The 20,580-nt window shown below is 66.8% G+C and carries 21 protein-coding genes; 9 read left to right on the forward strand and 12 right to left on the reverse strand.

All coding sequences use genetic code 11. The annotated features are described in order from the left end of the window. Positions 1-88: 88 nt before the first annotated feature. The 6 genes from E1261_RS20515 to E1261_RS20540 all read right to left on the reverse strand — a co-directional run bounded on the left by E1261_RS20515 (position 89) and on the right by E1261_RS20540 (position 5,121). Positions 89-511, reverse strand: coding sequence for a nitroreductase/quinone reductase family protein (locus tag E1261_RS20515; protein ID WP_165952577.1), 423 nt, complete (start codon positions 509-511; stop codon positions 89-91). Continuing rightward, entirely contained in the window at positions 508-1,035 is a 528-nt protein-coding gene (locus E1261_RS20520; RefSeq protein ID WP_202874880.1) for a TetR/AcrR family transcriptional regulator, read from the reverse strand. Before E1261_RS20520 ends, E1261_RS20515 begins: the two co-directional genes overlap by 4 nt. A gap of 189 nt (positions 1,036-1,224) precedes the next feature. Then, positions 1,225-2,400: a macrolide family glycosyltransferase gene (locus tag E1261_RS20525; protein ID WP_132408789.1), complete on the reverse strand. Its 1,176-nt coding sequence runs from the start codon at positions 2,398-2,400 to the stop codon at positions 1,225-1,227. A gap of 61 nt (positions 2,401-2,461) precedes the next feature. Further along, positions 2,462-3,253, reverse strand: coding sequence for a putative protein N(5)-glutamine methyltransferase (locus tag E1261_RS20530; protein WP_132408791.1), 792 nt, complete (start codon positions 3,251-3,253; stop codon positions 2,462-2,464). Between the two features lie 19 nt (positions 3,254-3,272). After that, positions 3,273-4,223 carry an SDR family NAD(P)-dependent oxidoreductase gene (locus E1261_RS20535; protein WP_132408793.1) on the reverse strand — a complete coding sequence of 317 codons (951 nt, stop codon included), beginning with the start codon at positions 4,221-4,223 and terminating at the stop codon, positions 3,273-3,275. A gap of 16 nt (positions 4,224-4,239) precedes the next feature. Then, on the reverse strand, positions 4,240-5,121 hold the full coding sequence (locus E1261_RS20540; protein WP_132408795.1) for a LysR substrate-binding domain-containing protein: 882 nt from the start codon (positions 5,119-5,121) through the stop codon (positions 4,240-4,242). A gap of 95 nt (positions 5,122-5,216) precedes the next feature. Between E1261_RS20540 and E1261_RS20545 the strand changes: the two genes are divergently transcribed. The 8 genes from E1261_RS20545 to E1261_RS20580 are packed head-to-tail and all read left to right on the forward strand — an operon-like array spanning position 5,217 to position 12,245. Continuing rightward, entirely contained in the window at positions 5,217-6,278 is a 1,062-nt protein-coding gene (locus tag E1261_RS20545; RefSeq protein ID WP_238176329.1) for a hydroxyacid dehydrogenase, read from the forward strand. A gap of 28 nt (positions 6,279-6,306) precedes the next feature. Next, positions 6,307-7,449 (forward strand): mandelate racemase/muconate lactonizing enzyme family protein, encoded by a 1,143-nt coding sequence (locus E1261_RS20550; RefSeq protein WP_132408799.1) that lies wholly within the window; start codon positions 6,307-6,309, stop codon positions 7,447-7,449. A 27-nt stretch (positions 7,450-7,476) separates the two neighbouring features. Next, positions 7,477-8,784 (forward strand): ABC transporter substrate-binding protein, encoded by a 1,308-nt coding sequence (locus E1261_RS20555; protein ID WP_132408801.1) that lies wholly within the window; start codon positions 7,477-7,479, stop codon positions 8,782-8,784. Positions 8,785-8,787: 3 nt separating this feature from the next. Next, on the forward strand, positions 8,788-9,735 hold the full coding sequence (locus E1261_RS20560) for a carbohydrate ABC transporter permease (RefSeq protein ID WP_132408803.1): 948 nt from the start codon (positions 8,788-8,790) through the stop codon (positions 9,733-9,735). Next, a complete protein-coding gene (locus E1261_RS20565) occupies positions 9,725-10,552 on the forward strand; it encodes a carbohydrate ABC transporter permease (RefSeq protein ID WP_132408805.1) in 828 nt (275 codons plus the stop codon). Before E1261_RS20560 ends, E1261_RS20565 begins: the two co-directional genes overlap by 11 nt. 2 nt (positions 10,553-10,554) lie before the next feature. Beyond that, positions 10,555-11,337: a sugar phosphate isomerase/epimerase family protein gene (locus tag E1261_RS20570; RefSeq protein WP_132408807.1), complete on the forward strand. Its 783-nt coding sequence runs from the start codon at positions 10,555-10,557 to the stop codon at positions 11,335-11,337. 31 nt (positions 11,338-11,368) lie between these two features. Next, positions 11,369-11,824 carry a carboxymuconolactone decarboxylase family protein gene (locus tag E1261_RS20575; protein ID WP_132408809.1) on the forward strand — a complete coding sequence of 152 codons (456 nt, stop codon included), beginning with the start codon at positions 11,369-11,371 and terminating at the stop codon, positions 11,822-11,824. Between the two features lie 58 nt (positions 11,825-11,882). Continuing rightward, positions 11,883-12,245, forward strand: a complete 363-nt coding sequence (locus E1261_RS20580; protein ID WP_132408811.1) for a YciI family protein — start codon at positions 11,883-11,885, stop codon at positions 12,243-12,245. A gap of 150 nt (positions 12,246-12,395) precedes the next feature. On the opposite strand, the gene E1261_RS46435 is transcribed toward E1261_RS20580, so the two are convergent. The 5 genes from E1261_RS46435 to E1261_RS20600 all read right to left on the reverse strand — a co-directional run bounded on the left by E1261_RS46435 (position 12,396) and on the right by E1261_RS20600 (position 17,255). Further along, complete coding sequence (locus E1261_RS46435; protein ID WP_238176330.1) at positions 12,396-12,533, reverse strand: hypothetical protein; 138 nt, start codon at positions 12,531-12,533, stop codon at positions 12,396-12,398. A gap of 454 nt (positions 12,534-12,987) precedes the next feature. Continuing rightward, positions 12,988-13,881: a carbohydrate ABC transporter permease gene (locus tag E1261_RS20585; protein ID WP_132408813.1), complete on the reverse strand. Its 894-nt coding sequence runs from the start codon at positions 13,879-13,881 to the stop codon at positions 12,988-12,990. After that, positions 13,878-14,753, reverse strand: coding sequence for a carbohydrate ABC transporter permease (locus E1261_RS20590; RefSeq protein ID WP_238176331.1), 876 nt, complete (start codon positions 14,751-14,753; stop codon positions 13,878-13,880). Before E1261_RS20590 ends, E1261_RS20585 begins: the two co-directional genes overlap by 4 nt. Before the next feature lie 59 nt (positions 14,754-14,812). Next, positions 14,813-16,114, reverse strand: a complete 1,302-nt coding sequence (locus E1261_RS20595; protein WP_132408817.1) for an extracellular solute-binding protein — start codon at positions 16,112-16,114, stop codon at positions 14,813-14,815. Positions 16,115-16,205: 91 nt separating this feature from the next. Then, complete coding sequence (locus E1261_RS20600; RefSeq protein WP_132408819.1) at positions 16,206-17,255, reverse strand: LacI family DNA-binding transcriptional regulator; 1,050 nt, start codon at positions 17,253-17,255, stop codon at positions 16,206-16,208. Between the two features lie 107 nt (positions 17,256-17,362). Here E1261_RS20600 and E1261_RS20605 point away from each other — a divergent pair, with 107 nt between their 5' ends. Next, positions 17,363-19,657 carry an ATP-binding cassette domain-containing protein gene (locus E1261_RS20605; RefSeq protein ID WP_132408821.1) on the forward strand — a complete coding sequence of 765 codons (2,295 nt, stop codon included), beginning with the start codon at positions 17,363-17,365 and terminating at the stop codon, positions 19,655-19,657. 118 nt (positions 19,658-19,775) lie between these two features. Here the strand turns inward: E1261_RS20605 and E1261_RS20610 are convergent, their stop codons facing one another. Then, a complete protein-coding gene (locus tag E1261_RS20610; protein ID WP_132408823.1) occupies positions 19,776-20,567 on the reverse strand; it encodes an SGNH/GDSL hydrolase family protein in 792 nt (263 codons plus the stop codon). Positions 20,568-20,580: the final 13 nt, after the last annotated feature.

Consider the following 20,580-nt stretch of genomic DNA (forward strand, 5'->3'; position numbering starts at 1 on the left):
CCCCCGCACCGACCACAACCCCCTCAACCGCCGCGACTACCTCCTCCGCACCCAACGCCGCATCTGACCGCACAACCGACAGGAGGTGTCACCCACTGAGCGCCGGCCCGCTGGGCTGGTCGTGATCGGCCGTGCGCAGCAGGCGGTAGTGCTTGCGCCGTAGCAGGATCAGCACGAGCCGAGCCGGGAACCCGAACGCCCGGCGGCCGGCGTCGGACGGGTAGGGCTCGATCGCGATCACGCGATGCTCAACACCATCGACGACCAGGTCGCCGCCGCCCGCGGCGACGATATTGCGGTACCAGTTCACGTTCTCGCCGTACGTGAGTTCGGCGATGAAGCCGTCCTGCGCCGCGGCGACGATGAGCGGCGTCTCGTACGTCGCCCCCGACTTGCGTCCGACGTGCCGGAGCAGGGAGAACGGGCCCGTTCCCGATCGAGCGAGCCGGATTGTCCAGCGGTTGAGGGTGTTCTTGAGCACCCAGAGCCAGCCTCGTCGCAGCGCGTTCATTCTTGTGCTCCGATTCCGTTGATGATGATGTCCACGAATCCGTCGACCCACGGTTCGACGGGCTGGCGGGTCACCCCGAGCACGAGGATCCCGCTGATCAGCAGCCGTAGCGGCACGCGGGGGTCGTGGGGGCGCAGCTCACCCGCTTCGATCCGGTCGGTGAAATAGCGCGCGAGATTGCCGAGCACCTCTTCCTGGATGTCGGCGATGCCAATCGGAAGGGACGGCTCGGGCGCGAGCATCTCGCGGAACAGGATCCGTACGACGTCACCCCGCTCCTCGAACACGGCCGCCGCCCGCACGCAGAACTCCCGCAGCCCCGCAGACAGCGGCTGGCCGGCCAGGCTCTCGGCCAACCCGGCAAACGCGTCACGCGGGTCGGCCGCGGCGAAGACAGCGGCCAGCAGCCCGTCCTTGTTCCCGAAGTAGTGGTAGAGCAGCCCCGGCGCGACCCCAGCACGCGTGGCCACCTCGGCCATCGTCACGTGTTCGATGCCACGCTCGACGAACAGCTCAAGAGTCACCTGCACAAGCTGGCCCCGACGCGCATCCGCCTGCTCACGTCTCGTGCGCCCCGTCACGCGGTCCGGACCCATGCCTCGAAAGTGGTAGCCACCCAGCCAGCCTAGTCATTGACTGAACGGTCAGTCAATGACTCCGACGCAGCCGACCAACCGGGAATCTGTGGCCGAAGGAGGGCTAGGGGCTACGGGTCAGCGGGCTAGCTGCGCCTCGACGGCGTCGGCGGCCCGGCTGGGGCCGCCGGCTGCTGAGAGGTGGGCGTGCATGCCGGACAAGCCCTTGCGGATTGCGGGATCGTCGGCGATGGCAGCGACCACGGATCGAAGGGAGGAGGGGGTCAGGCCGGGAAGCTGCTGGCCCAGGTTGAGGTCCGTGACCCGACGGGCATTGGCCTGCTGCTCAGGGGTTTGGGGGTAGGTGGCCATCGGCACCTGATGCAGCAGCGACTCCATCACCGAGTTCATCCCGGCGTGGGTGAGGAACGTGTCGGCGTGCGCGAGAACTTCGGGCTGCGGGAAGTACGGGCGGACATCGAAGTTGGGTGGCAGCTCACCCAGGGATGCGAGGTCGACCTGGTCACCGATGGCCATCGCGACCTTCCACTCGGTTCCGGCGAAGGCCTCGGTGCAGGCTGCGAAGAAGTCGGGCCGGTCGTTCACCGCCGTACCGAGGGAGACGAACAGCAGCGGCGAGCCCGGCGGCTCCCAATCGGCCGTCGGTATCCGGGCACCGATCGCAGGCCCCACGAAGTGGAAACGCTCGTCGAACGTCTCCCCCGCGATCTGGAACTCCCGCGGAATGAACACCAGATTGAGCGGCGCAACCGCACCCGCGGCCGCCACCTTCTCCAGCGGCACACCGAAGTCGGACGCGAACGCGGCCCGCTCGGCCAGGAACTCCTGGAACGCCGGATGCCCCGGATCGAAATCCGCAGGGACCAGCGACGGGGTCAGATCGAAGTGTTCGTTGGTGGCGAAGTTCGCGACTGTCGCCGCCTCCGGCAGACCGAGCTGGTCGGCCATCATCGGTCCGATGAACGTCATCATGTCGTAGCAGAACAGGTCCGGCCGGTCGTCGCGCAGCCACCGCTCGATCACCGGCATCACCGGCCGCGAAGCGCGGATGAACCCGGTCAGCATCGCGCCGAGGTCGGCCGTCGTCTGCCCGCCCGGCGACCGCTTCACCGGCCGTGGCACCCAGTCGAGGTCGACGAACGTGGCGCCGGCAGCCTCGACCGCACTCCGGTACGCCGGTCCGGTCGCATAACTCACGCGGTGGCCTCGCCGGACCAGCTCGGCGACCAGGGGCAGGGTCGGATTGAGGTGCCCGGCGGCAGGGATGGTCAGGAACGCGATGTGTTCACCCATAACCAGACCATCATTCCGGCCGGGCCCCCGAGCCCGCGAACAGTTTTGCCTCTAAGGGCAACTAGCCGAGATAGGTGCCGTGGACAACATTCGCGCCGAGCTCCTCGTCGACCGCGACTTCCGCGGCCAGACCGTGCTCGCTGAAGACGGCCAGCGCCAGCGGCGCCTGGTGCTCGCTCACCTCGACGAAGAGATGCCCGCCCGGCGCCAGCCACTCACCCGCATCCGCAACCACCCGTCGCAGCATCCGCAGACCATCAGGCCCACCGTCGAGAGTCACGTGCGGTTCGTACAGCCGGGCCTCCGCCGGCAGCAGCCGGATCTCCTCGGTCGGCACATACGGCACGTTCGCCAGCAGTACGTCGATCCGCCCGCGGAGCTGCACGGGGAGCGCGTCGTACAGATCGCCTTGGTACACGGTTCCTCGCGAGGGCACGAGGTTGCGTGCTGCGCAGCGCACCGAGGCCGGCTCGACGTCGGCCGCATGCAGTGACACCTGCCGCTCAGCCGCGACGGCCGCACCCAGGGCGCCTGAGCCGCAGCACAGGTCGACGACAACGGCACCCGGCGCGGTCACCCGTAGCGCCTCCTCGACCAGGAATTCGGTACGGCGACGTGGGATGAACACACCGGGATCGACAGCGACCCGCAGCCCGCGGAACGACGCCCAGCCGACGACGTATTCCAGCGGCTCCCCGGAGACCCGGCGTACGGTCATCGCGTCGAGCTCGGCCGCGTCGTGGGCAGTCTCGGCGATCAGCGCGGCCTCGTCCTCGGCGAAGACGCATCCGGCCGCGCGCAGGCGGCTGATGATCTCGCCGAGGTCGGCGGACGGAACCGAAGCGACAGTCACAGCACCCCTTCGACCGACCCTACCGGAACGCGTTCTCGCCGGTCAGCTCCGCCGAGATCGTCCACAACCGCGCCGCCGACTCCGGGTCGACGGCGTACGGACGGACGCCCGGGCTGTCGTCGGTGGACAGCTCGGCGATCTCGCAGTCCTCGCAGAACAGCCCGCCCAGCCCCTCGAGTTTCGGCGAGGTCGCCGCCCAGACCTGGGTCGCGGCACCCTGCTCGGGCGACTTGAACCCCGGGTTCACCGGGTTGCCGTCGGCATCGATCCAGCCGAACCCGACCATCTCCTCGCGCTCCAGATGACGCTGCAGCGGAGTCAGGATGCCGCCCGGGTGCAGCGCGAAGGCGCGCACTCCGGAATCCTTGCCGAGGGCATCGAGCTGCACCGCGAAGAGCACGTTCGCCGTCTTCGCCTGGCCATAGGCCGCCCACTTGTCGTAGCCCTGCTCGAACTGCAGGTCGTCCCAACGGATGTCCGAACGCCGGTGCCCGGTCGACGACACCGAGATCACCCGCGCGCCACCGTCGGCGGCAAGCGCCGGCCAGAGCCGGTTCACCAGCGCGAAATGCCCGAGGTGGTTGGTCGCGAACTGCGCCTCCCAGCCCGGTCCGACCCGGGTCTCCGGCGCGGCCATGATCCCGGCGTTGTCGATCATCAGGTCGATGCTGCGGCCGGACGCGAGAAACCGGTCCGCGAAAGCTCGAACGCTCTCGAGATCACCCAGATCCAGCTCATCGATCTCTACCCCGGGGATCTCAGAGAGAGCTTCTTTGGCTGCGGTCGGGCGGCGGGCCGGGACCACCACGTGCGCGCCGGCCTTCACCAACGCCCGGGTCGTCTCCAGGCCGAGGCCGGAATATCCACCGGTGACGACCGCCAGCTTGCCGGTCAGGTCGATGCCGGCAAGTACGTCGTCCGCGGTGCTGTCGTGCCCGAATCCCGAGCCGATCGCGTGCTGTCCAGTCATGCTGCGAGCGTACGAGTTAGAGCGCACTCGAAGTCAAGCTTGCCGTCAGCCGCTGCAACGCCGGGTTCGGATTGTCCGGACTCCAGCAAGCATGCAACGTCACCGAATGCGCGTCGGACGCGTCCAGTTCACGGTAGCTGACCCCTTCGACCCGCATCGCCATGATCGACCGCGGGATCAACGCACACCCCAACCCGGCCCGCACCAGCGCCAGCATCGTCGGAACCTGCGACGCCAACTGACTCACGGCGTACCGATCCATGCCGATCATCGCCGCGCAGATGTCATGCAGGTACTGCGAACCCTCCGGGCTGTACCCGATGTACTCCTCGGTGACATCGGCCAGCGACACCGCCGAGTCGCCGACTGCCAGCGGATGATCCGCCGGTACGGCGAGCACGAGATCCTCGGAGTGCACGAGCACCGACGCGAACTGGTCCGGGATCGGCGGACGCACCAGCCCGATGTCGATCTCCAGCTTCGCCAGCGCCGCGAACTGATCCGGGCTGACCAACTCCGTGAGCTCCGCGGTCACGGCCGGCGCGTACTCGCCGACGGTGGTCAGGAAATCGGCCAGTACGGCGTACGCCCCGATCGCCGTGAACGCGATCCGGAGCGTTCCGGTGTGCCCGTCCGCCGCGCGGCGAGCAGCCTCCGGAGCGACCTCGAGCAACGCGAGAACGCGGCGGGCGTGATCGAGAAACGCATCTCCAGCGGCAGTGAGTCTCACGCCCCGGCCGGTCCGGTCGAAAAGCCGGACACCCAGAGAGCGCTCTATCCCCTGGATCTGCCGGGTCAGCGGCGGCTGGGTCAGGTTGAGGCGCTGGGCGGCGCGGCCGTAGTGCAGTTCCTCGGCCACGGCGACGAAGCCGCGCAACTGCTGGAGCGAGAGATCCATACCGGCACGGTATCGGTTCATGCGAAATCGGGCTTGGACCTGCATAACGGAAAGCGCCTACCGTCGAGCCAATGACCAACCGAGGAGCTGACCCTGTGCCTGACTCTGCGCCCCAATCTGCGCCTGGCGCCGGCCTGAGACTTGCCGCGCTGATGTCACCCGCACGGGCCGCGGACGTGGTGGACGCCGCGACCCGGCGCCTGCTCGGCGAGCGGTTCGAGGTCGTCTGGGCCACCGAAGAGCACTTGGCCGGCGTGGATGACCCGGCCAAGCCGGCTGCCCTCGACCCCGCAGCGGTACCCGACCTGGTGGCCGGCGCCGACGTCGTCCTGACGAGCTGGGGTACGCCGACACTCGGCAAGGAACTGTGGTCCGGCGGAACCGGGCCGAAGGTGGTCGCGCACGCAGCCGGAACCGTGAAGAACCTGATCGATCCGGCCATCCTTGATCAAGGGATCGCCGTGTTCTCGGCGGGCCCGCGGATCGCGTGGTCGGTCGGCGAGTACTGCCTCGCCGCGATGCTCACGCAAGCCCGGCGACTCCCCCGGTTCGACGGCGCGATCCGGGCCGGCGGGTGGAAGCAGGCCGGGTTCCGCGGTCATGAATTGGCCGGGGCGAAGGTCGGGATCATCGGAGCGAGCAGTACCGCTCGAGCGCTGATCACGTTACTCAAGCCCTTCGGCTGCGACCTCGTCGTCTACGACCCGTACCTGAGCGCTGAGAACGCGGCCGATCTCGGGGTGCGCACGGTTGAGATCGGCGAGGCGGTAGAGAGCGCGTTCTTGAGCATCCATGTTCCGAACGTTCCCGAGACCAAGGGCATGATCACGCGCGAGCTGATCGGCCGGATCCCGGACGGCGCGGTCGTGGTCAACTCCTCGCGCGGACCCGCGATCGATCAGCAGGCTCTCCTGGACCATGTTCTCGACGGTCGCCTGTACGCCGCTCTCGACGTCTACGATCCCGAGCCGCCGACCTTCGGAGAGCGCGTTCTCGCGAACGCGAATCTCCTGCTCACCCCGCACATCGCCGGCGACACCGCCGAAGGTCACCTCGCGCTCGCCGGCTACGTACTCGGCGACGCACTCCGGTGGCTCGACCACGGCACCCGCGGACCGAGCTTCGTCGACCCGGCCGTCTGGTCGATCGCGGCCTGAGAGGACTGAGAGCACAGAGAGGACTGCCATGTCGAAGATCAGACAGGTCGAGGTCTTTGCCGTCGCCGTGCCGTTCGCGCGGAAGTTCGTCCTCGGGAGCGGCGCGGTCGGAGCGCCGGACAGCCGGCCGGATCAGGCTGCCGCGGTGATCTTCGTGAAGCTGACGACCGAGGACGGCGTGGTCGGTTGGGGTGAGCAGAGAGCGCTCCCCAGCTGGAGCTACGAGACCGCCGAGACGATGGCCGTCATCATCCGCCGCCATCTGACGCCGATCCTGCTCGACCTCACTCCGTTCGACATCGAACTCTTCCATCAACGGGCCGCCAAGCGCCTGAGCCCAGCGGTCTCGAACGGTTTCCCGTTCGCCCGTGCCGCCGTCGATGTCGCGATGCACGACGCGGCCGGCAAGCTGGCCGGGGTCCCGGTCCACGCGCTGCTCGGCGGCAAGGTGCACGACGAGATCCCGCTGTGCTCCGCGATCGGTGTCGGCGACCAGGACACGGTCCGCGATCACGCCGTCCAGTCGTCGGACTATGCGGCGTACAAGGTGAAGATCGGTGGCGATCTGGACGCTGATGCTGCGGCGATCCGGACGGTGGCCGAGGTCGCCGGTGGCAAGCCGCTGTGGCTCGACGCCAACCAGTCGTACCGGCCGAGCGCGCTCAAACAGCTGCTCGACCGCACCCGCGATGTCCGCACGATCCACTGTGTCGAGCAACCCGTTCCGAGCACGGACACGCTCGCGATGGCCCGGCTGCGCGGCCTGATCGATCTCCCGATCGCGATCGATGAGGGCAGCTTCTCCGCGCAGGATCTCGCCCGGGTGATCCGCCTGGATGCGGCCGATCTGGTCGTGGTCAAGATCTGCAAGTCCGGCGGCCTGCGGAACGCGCTCAAGACCGCCCAGATAGCGCTCTCTGGCGGACTCGAGGTTCTCGCGAGCGGACTCACCGACTGCGGGATCGCGTTCGCCGCAGCGCTGCACGTCTTCAGCCAGCTTGAGCTTGCATTGCCCGCCGAGCTCAACGGTCCGGAGCTGCTCTCGGACCTTTATGTCGAAGGGCTCACCATCACCAAGGCCGTCGCAACGGTCCCCACCGCCCCAGGCCTGGGCGTTCAGGTCGACGAAGAGCGCATCCGCGCCGAAGCGATCGAACTTGCCTTCAAGTAGCACGAACGCAACATCCCGAGGAGAGCTATGCCAGCCAAGCTGTCCCGCCGCAGCTTTCTCGAACTCACCGGACTGGCCGGCCTGGGGGCGGCCGTCACCGGATGCTCAACCGGCCCGCCCTCAGGCGCCGCGACCTGGGCGATGTGGTCGAGCAGCGCCGCGGAGAAGAAGGTCTGGGAAGACTTCAGCCAGTACGTCGAGCAACAGCTCGGCGTGAAGTCGGTCCCGACCCTGACCCCGTCCAGCGGTTACCCGACCAAGCTCGACCTGCAACTCGTCAGCGGGACCGCGAGCCTGGTCACCGCGATCAACGGCACCCTGATCCCGACGTACGCCGCCCGTGGTGCGCACCGGCCACTCGACGACCTGATCGCGGCCGACCCGGACTTCGATCTCGACGACTTCTACCCGACCAGCCGTCGCCTCTCGAGTTTCAACGGGAAGACCTACGGGATCGGTTTCGATGTCGCCCCGACCGTCATGTACTACAACAAGACGCTGCTGCAGAAACAAGGCATCCCACTACCGTCCCGGACCGAGCCGATGCCATGGGCAACCTTCAGGGACCTGGCCAAGCAACTTACCGGCGACGGTCAATACGGCTTCACTTGCGCACCGGCGATCGACGACCTCGTCTCCTGGATCTACTGCGCCGGCGGCAACGTGATGAACGACGCCGCGGACCGCAGCACACTGGGCGAACCGCAAGCACTGGAGGCGATCCAATTCGTCATTGACCTGTTCGTGCAGGACAAGGTCACACCACCGATCAAGAACCTGGTCACCGAGAGTTCGCTGTCCAACTTCATCCAGGGCAACGTCGCGTTCATGCAGAACGGCCCGTGGCAGGTCGTCAACGTCCGCAAGGCGAAGTTCGACTGGGACGTGATCCCGTTCCCGGCCGGAGCCGCCGGGAGTACGCCGCGGGTGTCTGGATCCAGCTTCGCGATTCCATCGGGGGTACGCGAAGGAGCCGAGCTCGATCTCGCGTGGAAGCTGCTCAAGACCCTCACGAGTACCGGCGCACTCGACATCTACGCGAAGGCCGGCCGCAACAACCCGGCCCGGCTCAGCGCCGGCAGCGCGTTCAAGGCACCACCGGACAACCTCGGGATCGTTCAGGAGATCCTGGCCGGCAAGATCGCCGGCGGGCACGCGTTCGACGTCACCACCAACTGGAACCAGGTCAAACAACTCCTCGGCCAGGACCTGCCGCGAACCTTCCTCGGCCAGGTCTCGGTCACCGACGCGATCGCCGGACTCACCCCGCGCCTGGACATCCTGATGCGTCAGCACCAGGACACCGTCCGCCAAGCCACCGCCAGGAAGGGGTGAACCATGGCCGTCGACACCGCACCACCCGCGGCCGCAGCACCGACGACAAACACCACCAACTCAAAGCCGACCCCGCGCTGGCGCAACCGTGAGTCGCTCACCGCCTGGCTGTTCATCCTGCCCAGCCTGATCGGCTTCCTGAGCTTCACCGCCGGACCCGTGATCGCCGCCGGCGTCATCTCACTACTCGACTGGAACCTCTTCAGCGCACCCACCTGGGCCGGGCTGCGCAACTTCGCCCGCCTCGGTCCCGATCCGACATTCTGGTCCGCGCTCGGCAACACGGCGTACTTCACGCTTGTCAGCGTCCCGCTGACCATCCTGGTCAGCCTCGCGCTCGCACTCCTGCTGAACCAGGGCCTGAAGCGGGTCGCGGTCTTCCGCTCGCTCTTGCTGTTGCCGTACGCAACGATCACGGTGGCAGTCGCGTTCGTCTGGATCTGGCTCTACATCCCGCACGACGGCCTGGTGAACGCCGTGCTCGGATGGTTCGGCATCAGCGGCCCGCAGTGGCTGATCTCGGACACCTGGGCGATGCCCGCGCTGATCGCGATGAGCGTCTGGAAGAGCTTCGGCTTCGGCATGGTCGTCTTCCTCGCCGGGTTGCAAGCGATCCCGCAACAGCTCTACGAAGCGGCCCGGGTGGACGGCACGTCAACCTGGCAGAGCTTCCGCAACATCACCCTGCCGATGCTCTCACCGGCGTTGTTCTTCGTGATCGTGACATCGATCATCGGTTCGTTCCAGGTGTTCGACCAGGCGCTCATCATGACGAACGGTGGCCCGGGCACCCGCACCACCACACTCGTCATGTACATCTACCGGACCGGCTTCGAGAACTACGACCAGGGGTACGCCGCCGCCCAGTCGCTGGTGCTGTTCGGGTTCATCGTGCTGATCACCGCGGCCCAGTTCACGATGCAGCGAAAGCTGGTGCACTATGACAACTAGCGAACTCCGCAGGAAGCTGATCGTCTTCACCTGCTTCGTCGTCACCGCGATCACATTGGTCCCGGTCGTGATGATGGTGCTCGTGGCCTTCCAGTCCGATGCCGAGTCGATGGCCGCGAAGCCGTCGTTCTGGCCGAGCAGCTGGCACCCGGAGAATCTGACCCGCGCGTTCGAGCTCGTCCCGCTCGGCAAGTACCTGCTGAACACGATCTACTTCGCTGCCGGCACCACGTTGCTGGAGACCGCCACGGCTGCCCTCGCGGCGTACGCGTTCGCCCGGCTGAACTTCCCCGGCCGCAGCTGGTTGTTCGGGATCTACCTTGCCACGCTGATGATTCCGTCCCAGGTGACACTGATCCCGCAGTTCGTGCTGGTCGCGAAGCTGCAGGGCATCGACACCTGGCCGGGGATGATCCTGCCGCACGCGTTCACCGCGATCGGCGTGTTCCTGCTGCGCCAGTTCTTCCTCGGCATCCCCCGCGACTACGAGGAGGCCGCCCGGCTGGACGGCGCGAACCGGTGGCAGGCGTTCGTCCGGGTGATCGTGCCGCTGGCGGTCCCGGCCATCGCAACGCTCGCGGTCTTCAAGTTCATCGGTCAATGGAACAACCTGCTCTGGCCCCTGGTCATCTCCAACAGCGACGCGACCCGTACGGCGTCCGTCGGTCTGCAGGTGTTCCAGGACACCAACGGCACCCAGTGGAACCTGTTGCTGATGGCCGCCACCGTAACGACCGTCCCGTTGATCGTGCTGTTCTTCCTGACGCAGCGCTGGTTTATCCGGGGTATCACGATGAGTGGGCTGGGAGGCCGCTGAGCATGACGTATCTCTGGTCCGTCTTCACCAAACCCTGGGCCGGGCTGCCGGGCAACGAGCTCGGCCGGCTGATCGCCGGTCTCGGGTTCGCCGGCGCCGAGATCCCGGTCCGGGACACGGCGTATGTGACGACGGCGACCGCGGAGGCCGAGCTGCCGACGTTCACCAAGCAACTGCGTGCTGAGGGCATCGAGCCGATCAGCGTGGCCTCCGACCTCACCGAGCCGGTCTTCGCAGCCTGCGCGGCGGCCGGGGTTCGGATGATCCGGATCATGGCGCCGCTCGGCGACGACGGTTACGCGGCCTCGGTACGGCGGAATCGCGAGCAGCTCGAAGCGTCCGCCGTACTGGCCGAGCGGTATGGCGTTCAGGTCGGAGTGCAGCCGCATCACGGGCGGTTCGTTTCGTCGACGCTCGGGGTCATGCAGTTGCTGGACGGGCTGCCGGAGCATTTCCGGCTGGTCTGGGACGCGGCTCATGACGCATTGGCCGGTGATGATCCCGCGATCACGATCGAGCTCGGGGCCGCGCGTCTCGGGATCGTGAATCTCAAGAACGCGGAGTATCGCAAGAACGCGCGTAGCTGGAGAACGCATTTCGGGCAGGCCGACGAAGGGATGTCCGACTGGACCGCCGTTCACGCGGCACTGGTCCGGGCGGAATATTCCGGACCGGTCTGCCTGACGGCTCAGTATTCGGACTTGACCGTATCCGTCGGGGAGCGGGTCCGAAAAGATCTGCAGACCGCTGTCACATCCTGGCGCCGAGATCCGTCGAGGGAGTGAAGACACCCCAACGGAACCAGGAGTACGACCCATGACTGCTCGCATGACCCACCCGACCGCCCTTCTGCCGGACGCCATGAAGGGCATCCAGAACATCTTCAAGGCCATCCACCAAGGCGGAGCGCCGGGTGCCGTCCTGGAACTCGTCCATCTGCGGGCGAGCCAGATCAACGGCTGCTCGGCCTGCGTGTACGGCGGAATCAAGTCGGCGCTCAAGAACGGCGAGACCGACGAGCGGCTGCACCAGGTGGCCGCCTGGCGGGAGTCCGACCTGTTCACCGAGGCGGAGCGCTCGGCGCTCGCCCTCACCGAGGAAGCGACCCGGATCGCGGATAGCCCCGAGGCAGTGTCGGACGCGACCTGGACGGCCGCCGCCAAGCACTACGACGAGCCGCAGCTGGCCGCGATCATCCTGATGATCAGCCTCACCAACCTGTTCAACCGGCTGAACGCCGTCACCAAGGCACCCGCCGGCGCGACCTGGTGACCGCGACCCGGTGACCGTGACCTGGTGACCCGGCCTGATGACTCAGTAGTTTGGCGGTATGAAATACATGCTGCTGATCTACGGGAACAGCGAGGCCTGGGAGTCGATGCGCGCCGCGGGCATGGACGAGGTGTACGACGCCCATCGTGCTCTGGTCGCCGAGATGCGGGCGGCCGGTGAGTTCATCGCCGCCGACGGACTCACCACCGCCGGAGCGCGCGTCGTGCAGCCGCAGGACGGCGTACCGGTGGTGACCGACGGCCCGTTCACCGAGGCCAAGGAATTGCTGGCCGGCTACTACCTGGTCGAGTGTTCGCTCGAGCGCGCGACCGAGCTGGCCGTGCGCCTCCCGGAGGCGCGCTTCTCCCCCGTGGAGATCCGCGCGCTGATGACGGCCATACCCGACCAAGCAGCCGACTGATCAGCCGATTGGATCAGCACCGGCAGCTCGGAAAGCCTTGCAGGACAGACCTCTGGGCCCTCGGCAGGGACTTGCCGGCCTCAGCTCGGCGTTGGGACCTGAGACCGGCGAGTCACTGATTCAGCCCGGTGGACTGGACCTCGAGTGTGTTCAGTTCGGTGCGGCCGACGCGAGGATGACCCCACCTGAGGCAGGCTGGTCGCCCATCCCACGGCCTCCCCGGACGAACACAGTGGCGCCTCGCTCCGGCGCCGTGGCGCCTTCACCGAGTCGCAGCGTGGTGGTCATTCCGTTGCTCAGTCTGAGCACCGCCACGCGTCGCGGTTGCACCGACGGGATCGACGAGTTCACCTCGTGGATGCCGGTGCAGACCGCCGGTTGGATCGAAGCCCGTCCGAGACCTCCGTTGCCGTGACTCCTCACATCACGGCACTGCTCGGCGAGCCTTGTCATCGCTGACACACGTCCCCCTTCTTGTCGTTACAACCCCCGAGTGACAGCTGGCGCGGCTGCACGATTTCATGCAGCCGCACACTCCCCCGTCCTGTCCGCACCCGGAAACGACGCGGAAGTGATCCGTGAAGCCTTGCTGAGAGTGACGAGGTTTTCAAGGGATGAGTTCAGGAATCCCGGGTTCCGGAACTGTTGTCCAGTTTTCGTACGGACGTTGTCCTGTCAGGAAAATTTGCGCCCATCTTTGGTAAGCACGGCCTTACTGAGTACCGCCTTACTGAGCACCGCCTTACTGGCCACCGAATCCGGTGGTGGCGATGCCCTTGATGATCTGGCGCTGGAAGAACAGGAACACCACCACGAGCGGCAACGCGGCGAGAATTGCGGAGGCCATGTTTTGTGCATACTGCAGGCCATAGGCGCTTTTCACCGTCTGCAGCCCGACCGGCAACGTCATCAGGTCCGCGTCGGTGGTCACGATGAACGGCCAGAGGAAGTTGTTCCAGGCACCGATGAACACGAAGATCGCGACCGCGGCCAGGATCGGACGTGACAAGGGCAACACGATCGACCAGAACACCCGCAACCGGTTCGCGCCGTCCACCCGGGCCGCGTCCTCCAGCTCCACCGGGATCTGGTCGAAGAACCGCTTGAGGATCAGCACCATCGCGGGCGCGAACGCCTGCGGCAGGATGATGCCCCAGTAGGTGTCGACGAGATTGAAGGCCAGCATCTGCCGGAACAGCGGCACGATCAGCAACTGCGGCGGAATGATGATCGCGGCAATGATCGCGGCGTACAGCCATCTCCTGCCACGGAAGGAAATCCGCGAGAACGCGTAGCCCGCCAGCGCGGAGGTGGCGACCGTGATCAGCGTGATCGCGATCGACGTCAGCAGACTGTTCCAGGCCCAGGCCGGGATGTCGCCGGCCGACAGCACCTTGCGGTAGGCCTCGAGGCCCAACCCATCCGGCGGATTGAGACTGATCGACGAGGCACCGGCGTCCGCCTCACTCTTCAGTGATGTCAGGACAGCCCACGCAAACGGCACCAGCCACGTGGCGGCCAGGAACGCCAGCACCAGCAGGGCAACCATCCGCGAGACACTCCACGGGTTCTCCCCCGGCTTATGTCCTTGCTTGATACGGCCGTTGATTCCGCGCGACAACGTGTAGGTGCTCATACGGAACTCCTGCGGTTGATCAGTTTGTACTGCGCCAGCGACACCAGCACGATGATCGCGAAGAACAGGTACGAGATGGCTGACGAGTAACCGAAGCGGTAGCCGGTGAAGCCGGACTCGTAGATGTACTGCACGACCGAGCGCGTCGACCCGGCCGGACCGCCATTCGTCAGCATGTAGATCTGGTCGAAGACCTTGAGCGACGCGAGAATCTGCAGCGTCAGGATCAGGCCCGTCGTCGGCGCGAGCTGCGGGATCACGATCGAGAACAGCTGCCGCCATTTGCCGGCGCCGTCGATCGCGGCCGCCTCGAACTGCTGCTCGGGAATATTCTGCAGCGCGGCCAGGTAGAGCAGGAAGTTGAAGCCGATCGTCCACCACAACGTGGTGACCACGACCGAGATCATCGCAACGTTCGGATCCTGCAACCACGCCACCGGCGCGATCCCGAACTCGGCCAGCACACCGTTGATCAGGCCCAGCTTCGGGTTGTACATCCAGGACCAGAACATCACCACGACCGTCGAGGCGAGTAGGTACGGCAGGAAGAACGACAGCCGCCACAGCCAGCGTCCAGGCAGCCCGAGGTTCACGAGCAACGCGAACGCCAGCGACAACACGACCAGCGGCACCGTGCTCAGGACCGTGAACCACAAGGTGTTGCCGAGCGACCGCCACATGTCGGGGTCGGTCAGTGCTTCGGCGTAGTTCGCGAAGCCGAGCAGTTCGCCACCTGATCCGGTCAGCGTTGCGCCGGTGAAGCTGAGATAGAGCCCGTAGATCGCGGGCACCACCAGAAACAGCGCGAACAGTACGGCGAACGGTGCCGCGAACGCCCATCCGGTGAGGCTCTCGCCCCGTCGGTTCGACATCGTCCCCTCCCTTCTCACAGCCGGCTCAGTCACTGCAGGCTCAGTCACCGCAGCCCCGCTCATAGCGGCTGCGGACGGTCGAGCAGCACGTTCAGCCGCTTCACGAATCCTTCGAACCCGGCAGCCGGATCCCCGTTCCCGAGATACACGTTCTGGACGTTCTCGGCGAAGTACCGGTGGAAGTCGCTCCCGGCACCCCCGAACCACGCATCCGGGTCGTAGTTCACGTAGCCAGGGATGTCCGCGTAGTTCGACTGCGGCTTGAGCGCCTGGTACTCCGTGCTCTTCACCACCGGCTGGTACGCCGGGATGTGGCCGGCGCCGGCCCATTTCACCGACCGCTTGAGGATCTCGGCGACCAGTTGGTAGGTGTGCCGCCGTCGTTCCGGATCGACCTTCGACTGCCGCGGCAGCACGAACGTGTGCGAGTCCGCGTACGCCGCGTCCGTCCCGAACAACGTTGGAATGGGGCGCGCGTCGAACTGCAGTTTCGATTCTTTGAGCGTCGGCAGCTCCCAGACACCGCCGAACAGCATCCCGCTCTCACCGTGCAGGAACTCGCTGGTCGCCGTACCGCCGTCTCCGGCCTTGGTGGCGATCGTGTCGTCCAGGAGCGACTGCACGAACTTCAAGGTTTTCACCGCGGCAGCCTCGTCCACCTGGGCCTTCTGTCCCGGGACGAGCTTCATCTCGGCGTTCTGCTGGCGGTAGAACGTGTAGAACAGCCGCCACATCTGCGAGCCGTCGCCGAGGTAGCCGTACGAGAGACCGTGCTTGCCGGTCACCTTCTGCAGCTTGCGCGCGGCCTCGGTGAACTCCTCCGGGGACTTCATCGTCTGCAACGCGTCAGTAACGCCGGCCTTCTCGGCGTGCTCGGTGTTGTAGTAGAGGACGAACGGGTGGGTGTCGAGCGCGATCGAGTACAGCTTCCCGTCGTACAGGCCCTTCTGCCACACCAGCGGCGGGAAGTCGCTCTCGCGCAGCCCCACCTCCGCCAGCAGGTCGAGGTCCCACGGTTCGAGCAGGCCGCCGGGCGCGTAGCCGGCGATCCGCGACGCGTGCATGATCGCGAGGTCGGGCGCACGGCCACCGGCCGAGGCCATCGCGAGTTTCGTGTAGTACGGCGGTCCCCAGGCCAGCACAGTCTGGGTCGCACTGAAGCCGAGGTTCTGGCCGTTGACGGCGTCCACCAGGCCGGCCATCACGATCCCGTCTCCGCCGGTCATCAGGTGCCAGTAGCTGAGATCGGCGGCCGACCGGGACGCTCCGGGTGAGCATCCCAGCAACAGACCGCCACCGGCGATCGCTGCCGTCGTTCCGAGCAACCGGCGCCGGGAGAAATGCTGGTCCAACGCACTCATTCAGGTCTCCTTCGCAGGGGCTCCTGGATGATTACATCGTTGGAATCCGTTGACAAGTGTTTGTGTTTGTTTTTGCGCGGGAGTGTGTGGATCAGCGCGTGGTGCTGACCCGCTCGATTACCCGGTGCGGGACGATCACGCGGCGCGGGGCGGCGTTCTTGTCGGCCATCCGCTCCTCCAGCAGCCCGAGTGCAGCGCCGACGAACGCGCGCCGGTCGAAGTCGACCGTGGTCAGTGGCGGGATCATGAACTGGCTCTCGAGAACGTTGTCGAACCCGGCGACCAGGGTCTGGTCCGGTACGGCGACTCCGGCGCCCCAGAGCGCGGAGAGCGCACCCGAGGCCAGGGTGTCGGTGAAACAGAAGAACGCATCGGGCAGCTCGTGATCGCCCAGGTACTTCCCCACCACCGTGGCCGCGCCCTCGGGCCGCCAGCGGTCCAGCCCGATCTCCAGAGCGGGGTCGTTCGGGATGCCGGCTTCCTCGAGCGCCTGCCGATAACCCGCGGTCCGCAGCCGGGAGGCCGCCGTACCGGGTGCTTCGGCGACACTGCCCAGTACGCCGGCGCCACTGGAGCCGCGCGGGATTTCCGGCGTACCGACGGCGACGATCCGGCGGCAGCCGCGCGCGATCAGGTGCCGGGTCATGTCGCGGGCCGCGGCGACGTTGTCGATCGCCACCTGGCTGACTAAGTCCTGGTCGACGTCACCAATCAGGACGAGTGGCGGCAGCGGCCCGGCGGACAGGACTGCGCTGTCGTCGAGGTTGACCGGGTTCAGGATCAGGCCGTCGACCAGGTACGCGCGGGCCTTCGACAGCAGCTCGAACTCACGCCTCGGCTCGGACGCGGTCTGCTCGATCTGCACACCCCAGCCGCGCTCGTGGGCCAGCTCGACGACCAGGTGCACGATCTCGGCCGAGTACGGCCGGAGCAGGTCCGGGAGGGCCAGGGCGATCATGCCGGTGCGGCCGTTGCGCAGGCCGCGGGCGCTCATGTTCGGCACGTAGTCGAGCTCGCTGAGCGCCTGCTCGACCCGGGCCCGCGTCTCCGGCCGGACGAACACCACACCGTTGATGACATTGGAGACCGTCTTCGGGGACACCCCGGCCAGTTTCGCGACGTCTTTCACGGTGGCTCGCATGCCGGACATTCTCACATCCTTCACGTCGTGTCGAAACTTTCCGCGCCGCCGCAGCGGGGGGTCTCGCGGCAAAGTCTTCATCGGCGGTTCAATGGGAGGATTGAAGGATGCCTGCTACCGATTCGACCGCTCCGACCGGTCACCCGGCCGCTGACAGCCACGACCTGATCGAGGTCCGCGGGGCCCGCGAGAACAACCTCGCCGGCGTCTCGCTCGACATCCCCAAACGCCGCCTGACCGTGTTCACCGGAGTCTCCGGGTCCGGGAAGTCGTCGCTCGTCTTCGACACCATCGCCGCCGAGTCCCAGCGACTCATCAACGAGACCTACACCGCGTTCGTCCAGAATTTCATGCCCAGTCTGGCCCGGCCGGACGTGGACGCCCTGCGGAACCTGTCCGCAGCCATCGTCGTCGACCAGGAGCGGATCGGTGCCAACTCCCGATCCACGGTCGGCACCGCCACCGATGCGCACACCATGCTGCGGGTGCTGTTCAGTCGCGCCGGTACGCCGTACGTCGGACCGCCCTCGGCCTTCAGCTTCAACCGTGCCGAGGGGATGTGCCCGGCCTGTGAGGGGCTCGGCCGGACCACCGAGCTGGTCATCGACGAACTCGTCGACACCGGCCTCAGTTTGAAGGAAGGCGCGATCAAGGCGCCTGGATACGGTCCCGAGACCTGGTGGTACCAGCTGTTCTCCCAGTCCGGTCTGTTCGATCCGGACCTGCCGCTGCGCGACTATCCGGCCGAGACCTGGCAGCAGTTCCTCTGGCAGGAGCCGATGAAGGTCAAGATCGGCAAGAGCAACCTCACCTTCGAAGGACTCGCCGCCAAGATCAAACGCCAGTACGTCGGTAAGGATCTGGACGCGTTGCAGGCTCCGGCTCGTGCATTCGGGGAGCGCGCGGTGCGGCAGGCGACCTGCTCGTCGTGTGGTGGCGCGCGACTCAACGAGGCCGCCCGCTCGGTCACCATCAACGGCCGCACGATCGGCGACTGCTCGTCGATGCAGATCAGCGATCTGGCCAAGTTCGTGGCCGGGGTCGAACACCCCGGCGTCGGCCCGATGCTTGACGGGCTGCGGCAGACACTCGACTCGATGGTCACCATCGGGCTGGGCTATCTCAGCCTCGATCGGGAATCGGGCACGCTGTCGGGTGGTGAGGCGCAGCGGGTGAAGCTGGTCCGGCACCTCGGTTCCAGCCTGAGCGATGTCACGTACGTCTTCGACGAGCCGACGGTCGGGTTGCATCCGCACGACATCCAGCGGATGAACGACCTGCTGATCCAGCTGCGCGACAAGGGCAACACCGTGCTGGTCGTCGAGCACAAGCCGGAGACGATCCGGATCGCCGACCACGTCGTCGACCTCGGTCCGGGAGCCGGTCAGGCCGGCGGTCGGCTTTGTTATGCCGGTGATCTGGACGGGTTGAAGCGGTCCGGCACGTTGACCGGCCGCTATCTGGATCACCGGGTCGCCGTACGGGACGACGTACGGCGACCTACTGGGAAGCTCGTGATCGAGAACGCGAACCTGAACAACCTGCGCGATGTCAGCGTCGACATCCCGTTGGGCGTGCTGACTGTGGTCACCGGGGTGGCCGGGTCGGGCAAGAGTTCGCTGATCCACGGCTCGCTGGCCGGTCGGCCGGGGGTGATCGTGGCTGGGCAGGAGCCGATCCGCGGGTCCAAGCGCAGCAACCCAGCGACGTACACCGGATTGCTGGACCCGATCCGGGCGGAGTTCGCGAAGGCGAACGGCGTGAAGCCGGGGCTGTTCAGCGCGAACTCGGTCGGTGCCTGCCCGTCCTGCAAGGGCATCGGGCTGGTCTACACCGATCTCGCGATGATGGCCGAGGTGGCGTCGGTCTGCGAGGTCTGCAACGGCGCGCGGTTCACGGCCGAGGTGCTCGCCTACAAGCTGCGGGACAAGAACATCAGCGAGGTCCTGCGGATGACCGTGACCGAGGCCCGGGAGTTCTTCGTGAAGGGTCCGGCCCGGATGATCCTGGACCGGTTGTCGGCCGTCGGCCTCGGCTACATCGGGCTCGGACAACCGCTGACCACGCTGTCCGGTGGCGAGCGGCAGCGGCTGAAGCTGGCGATCAACATGGGCAAGAGCGGCTCGATCTACATCCTCGACGAGCCGACGACCGGGCTGCACCTGGCCGATGTGGACGCCCTGCTGACGATGCTCGACAAGTTGGTCGAGGACGGCAACACCGTGATCGTCATCGAGCACCACCAAGCCGTGATGGCGCACGCGGACTGGCTGATCGACATCGGCCCCGGTGCCGGCCACGACGGCGGCCAGGTCGTCTTCACCGGTACCCCGGCCGACCTGGTCGAGTCCAGCCCGACCCTCACCGCCGAACACCTCCGCGACTACGTCGCCACCGAGTAGCTCACAACGTCCGAAGGACCGGAGGCGGGCCCTCCGATCCTTCGGACGTTACGCGCGACGGGGTGTTAACGTCCGAACGATCGGAGGCGGGCCCTCCGATCGTTCGGACGTTGTTGGTTCAGCTCTTCTGGAGGGCGGGGGCTACCAGGTTGGCGTAGGCGGCTTGGCCGGCGACGTTGGGGTGGTAGGACTCGCTGACCGGGTTGGACAGGCCGTTGATCCATTCGGGGCTGCCGCAGACGGCGTGGCCGATGAAGGCTGAGGTCGGGTTCACCCACGAGAAGCCGGCGGCGTCGGCGGCAGCTTTGATCTTCGCGTTGAGCAGGTCGGCCGTCTGGTTCAGGCGGGTCATCTCGGCCGGGCTGAAGAACGTGCCGGCGTTGCAGTCGGTGCCGTTGAACAGCCGCGGGTAGCCGACGACGATCACCTTCGCCGAGGCCGCGCGGCTCCGGATCGAGCCGTACAGACCGTTCAGCCGGCCGGGGATCGTGTTGTTGATCGTGGCCTGGGCGTTGTTGATCGCGGTGTCGCAGTTGCCGAGCCAGGCGGGCTTGGCGCATTCGGTGATCACCGAGGAGAAGCCGGCGTCGTTCCCGCCGACCTGGACCGTGATGCGGTTGGCCGCGCTGGTCACCGCGCTCAACTGGTTGTTCGTGACGTCGGCGACGCGGGCGCCGGAGCAGGCGACGAAGGTCAGGCTCGCGCCGAGCCGGGCGGCGTCGAGGTACGGGTAGGCCTTGGTGGAGCGCTGGCAGGAGCCGCTGCTCTCGATGTAGGTGCGGGTGCCGACTCCGGAGGCGTAGGAGTCACCGAGGGCAACGTAGTTGACCGCGGCGTGCGCGACACCAGGACTGAGAAGGACCGCGGCGCCGAGGGCCGCGGCGGACAGAAGGCTGACGATGGACTTCATGGGCGGACCGCCT

The sequence above is a fragment of the Kribbella albertanoniae genome (assembly GCF_004348455.1).
GTDB classification, from domain to species: Bacteria; Actinomycetota; Actinomycetes; order Propionibacteriales; family Kribbellaceae; genus Kribbella; species Kribbella albertanoniae.

Bases quoted from the DNA above. Each gene is read 5' to 3' on its own strand.
- E1261_RS20535 (WP_132408793.1), bottom strand. From the start codon at position 4,223: ATGACTGGACAGCACGCGATCGGCTCGGGATTCGGGCACGACAGCACC.
- E1261_RS46435 (WP_238176330.1), bottom strand. From the start codon at position 12,533: ATGACCACCACGCTGCGACTCGGTGAAGGCGCCACGGCGCCGGAGCGA.
- E1261_RS20585 (WP_132408813.1), bottom strand. From the start codon at position 13,881: ATGAGCACCTACACGTTGTCGCGCGGAATCAACGGCCGTATCAAGCAA.
- E1261_RS20605 (WP_132408821.1), top strand. From the start codon at position 17,363: ATGCCTGCTACCGATTCGACCGCTCCGACCGGTCACCCGGCCGCTGAC.
- E1261_RS20555 (WP_132408801.1), top strand. From the start codon at position 7,477: ATGCCAGCCAAGCTGTCCCGCCGCAGCTTTCTCGAACTCACCGGACTG.
- E1261_RS20575 (WP_132408809.1), top strand. From the start codon at position 11,369: ATGACTGCTCGCATGACCCACCCGACCGCCCTTCTGCCGGACGCCATG.
- E1261_RS20550 (WP_132408799.1), top strand. From the start codon at position 6,307: ATGTCGAAGATCAGACAGGTCGAGGTCTTTGCCGTCGCCGTGCCGTTC.
- E1261_RS20570 (WP_132408807.1), top strand. From the start codon at position 10,555: ATGACGTATCTCTGGTCCGTCTTCACCAAACCCTGGGCCGGGCTGCCG.
- E1261_RS20560 (WP_132408803.1), top strand. From the start codon at position 8,788: ATGGCCGTCGACACCGCACCACCCGCGGCCGCAGCACCGACGACAAAC.
- E1261_RS20525 (WP_132408789.1), bottom strand. From the start codon at position 2,400: ATGGGTGAACACATCGCGTTCCTGACCATCCCTGCCGCCGGGCACCTC.
- E1261_RS20580 (WP_132408811.1), top strand. From the start codon at position 11,883: ATGAAATACATGCTGCTGATCTACGGGAACAGCGAGGCCTGGGAGTCG.
- E1261_RS20540 (WP_132408795.1), bottom strand. From the start codon at position 5,121: ATGGATCTCTCGCTCCAGCAGTTGCGCGGCTTCGTCGCCGTGGCCGAG.
- E1261_RS20515 (WP_165952577.1), bottom strand. From the start codon at position 511: ATGAACGCGCTGCGACGAGGCTGGCTCTGGGTGCTCAAGAACACCCTC.
- E1261_RS20590 (WP_238176331.1), bottom strand. From the start codon at position 14,753: ATGTCGAACCGACGGGGCGAGAGCCTCACCGGATGGGCGTTCGCGGCA.
- E1261_RS20610 (WP_132408823.1), bottom strand. From the start codon at position 20,567: ATGAAGTCCATCGTCAGCCTTCTGTCCGCCGCGGCCCTCGGCGCCGCG.
- E1261_RS20565 (WP_132408805.1), top strand. From the start codon at position 9,725: ATGACAACTAGCGAACTCCGCAGGAAGCTGATCGTCTTCACCTGCTTC.
- E1261_RS20600 (WP_132408819.1), bottom strand. From the start codon at position 17,255: ATGCGAGCCACCGTGAAAGACGTCGCGAAACTGGCCGGGGTGTCCCCG.
- E1261_RS20595 (WP_132408817.1), bottom strand. From the start codon at position 16,114: ATGAGTGCGTTGGACCAGCATTTCTCCCGGCGCCGGTTGCTCGGAACG.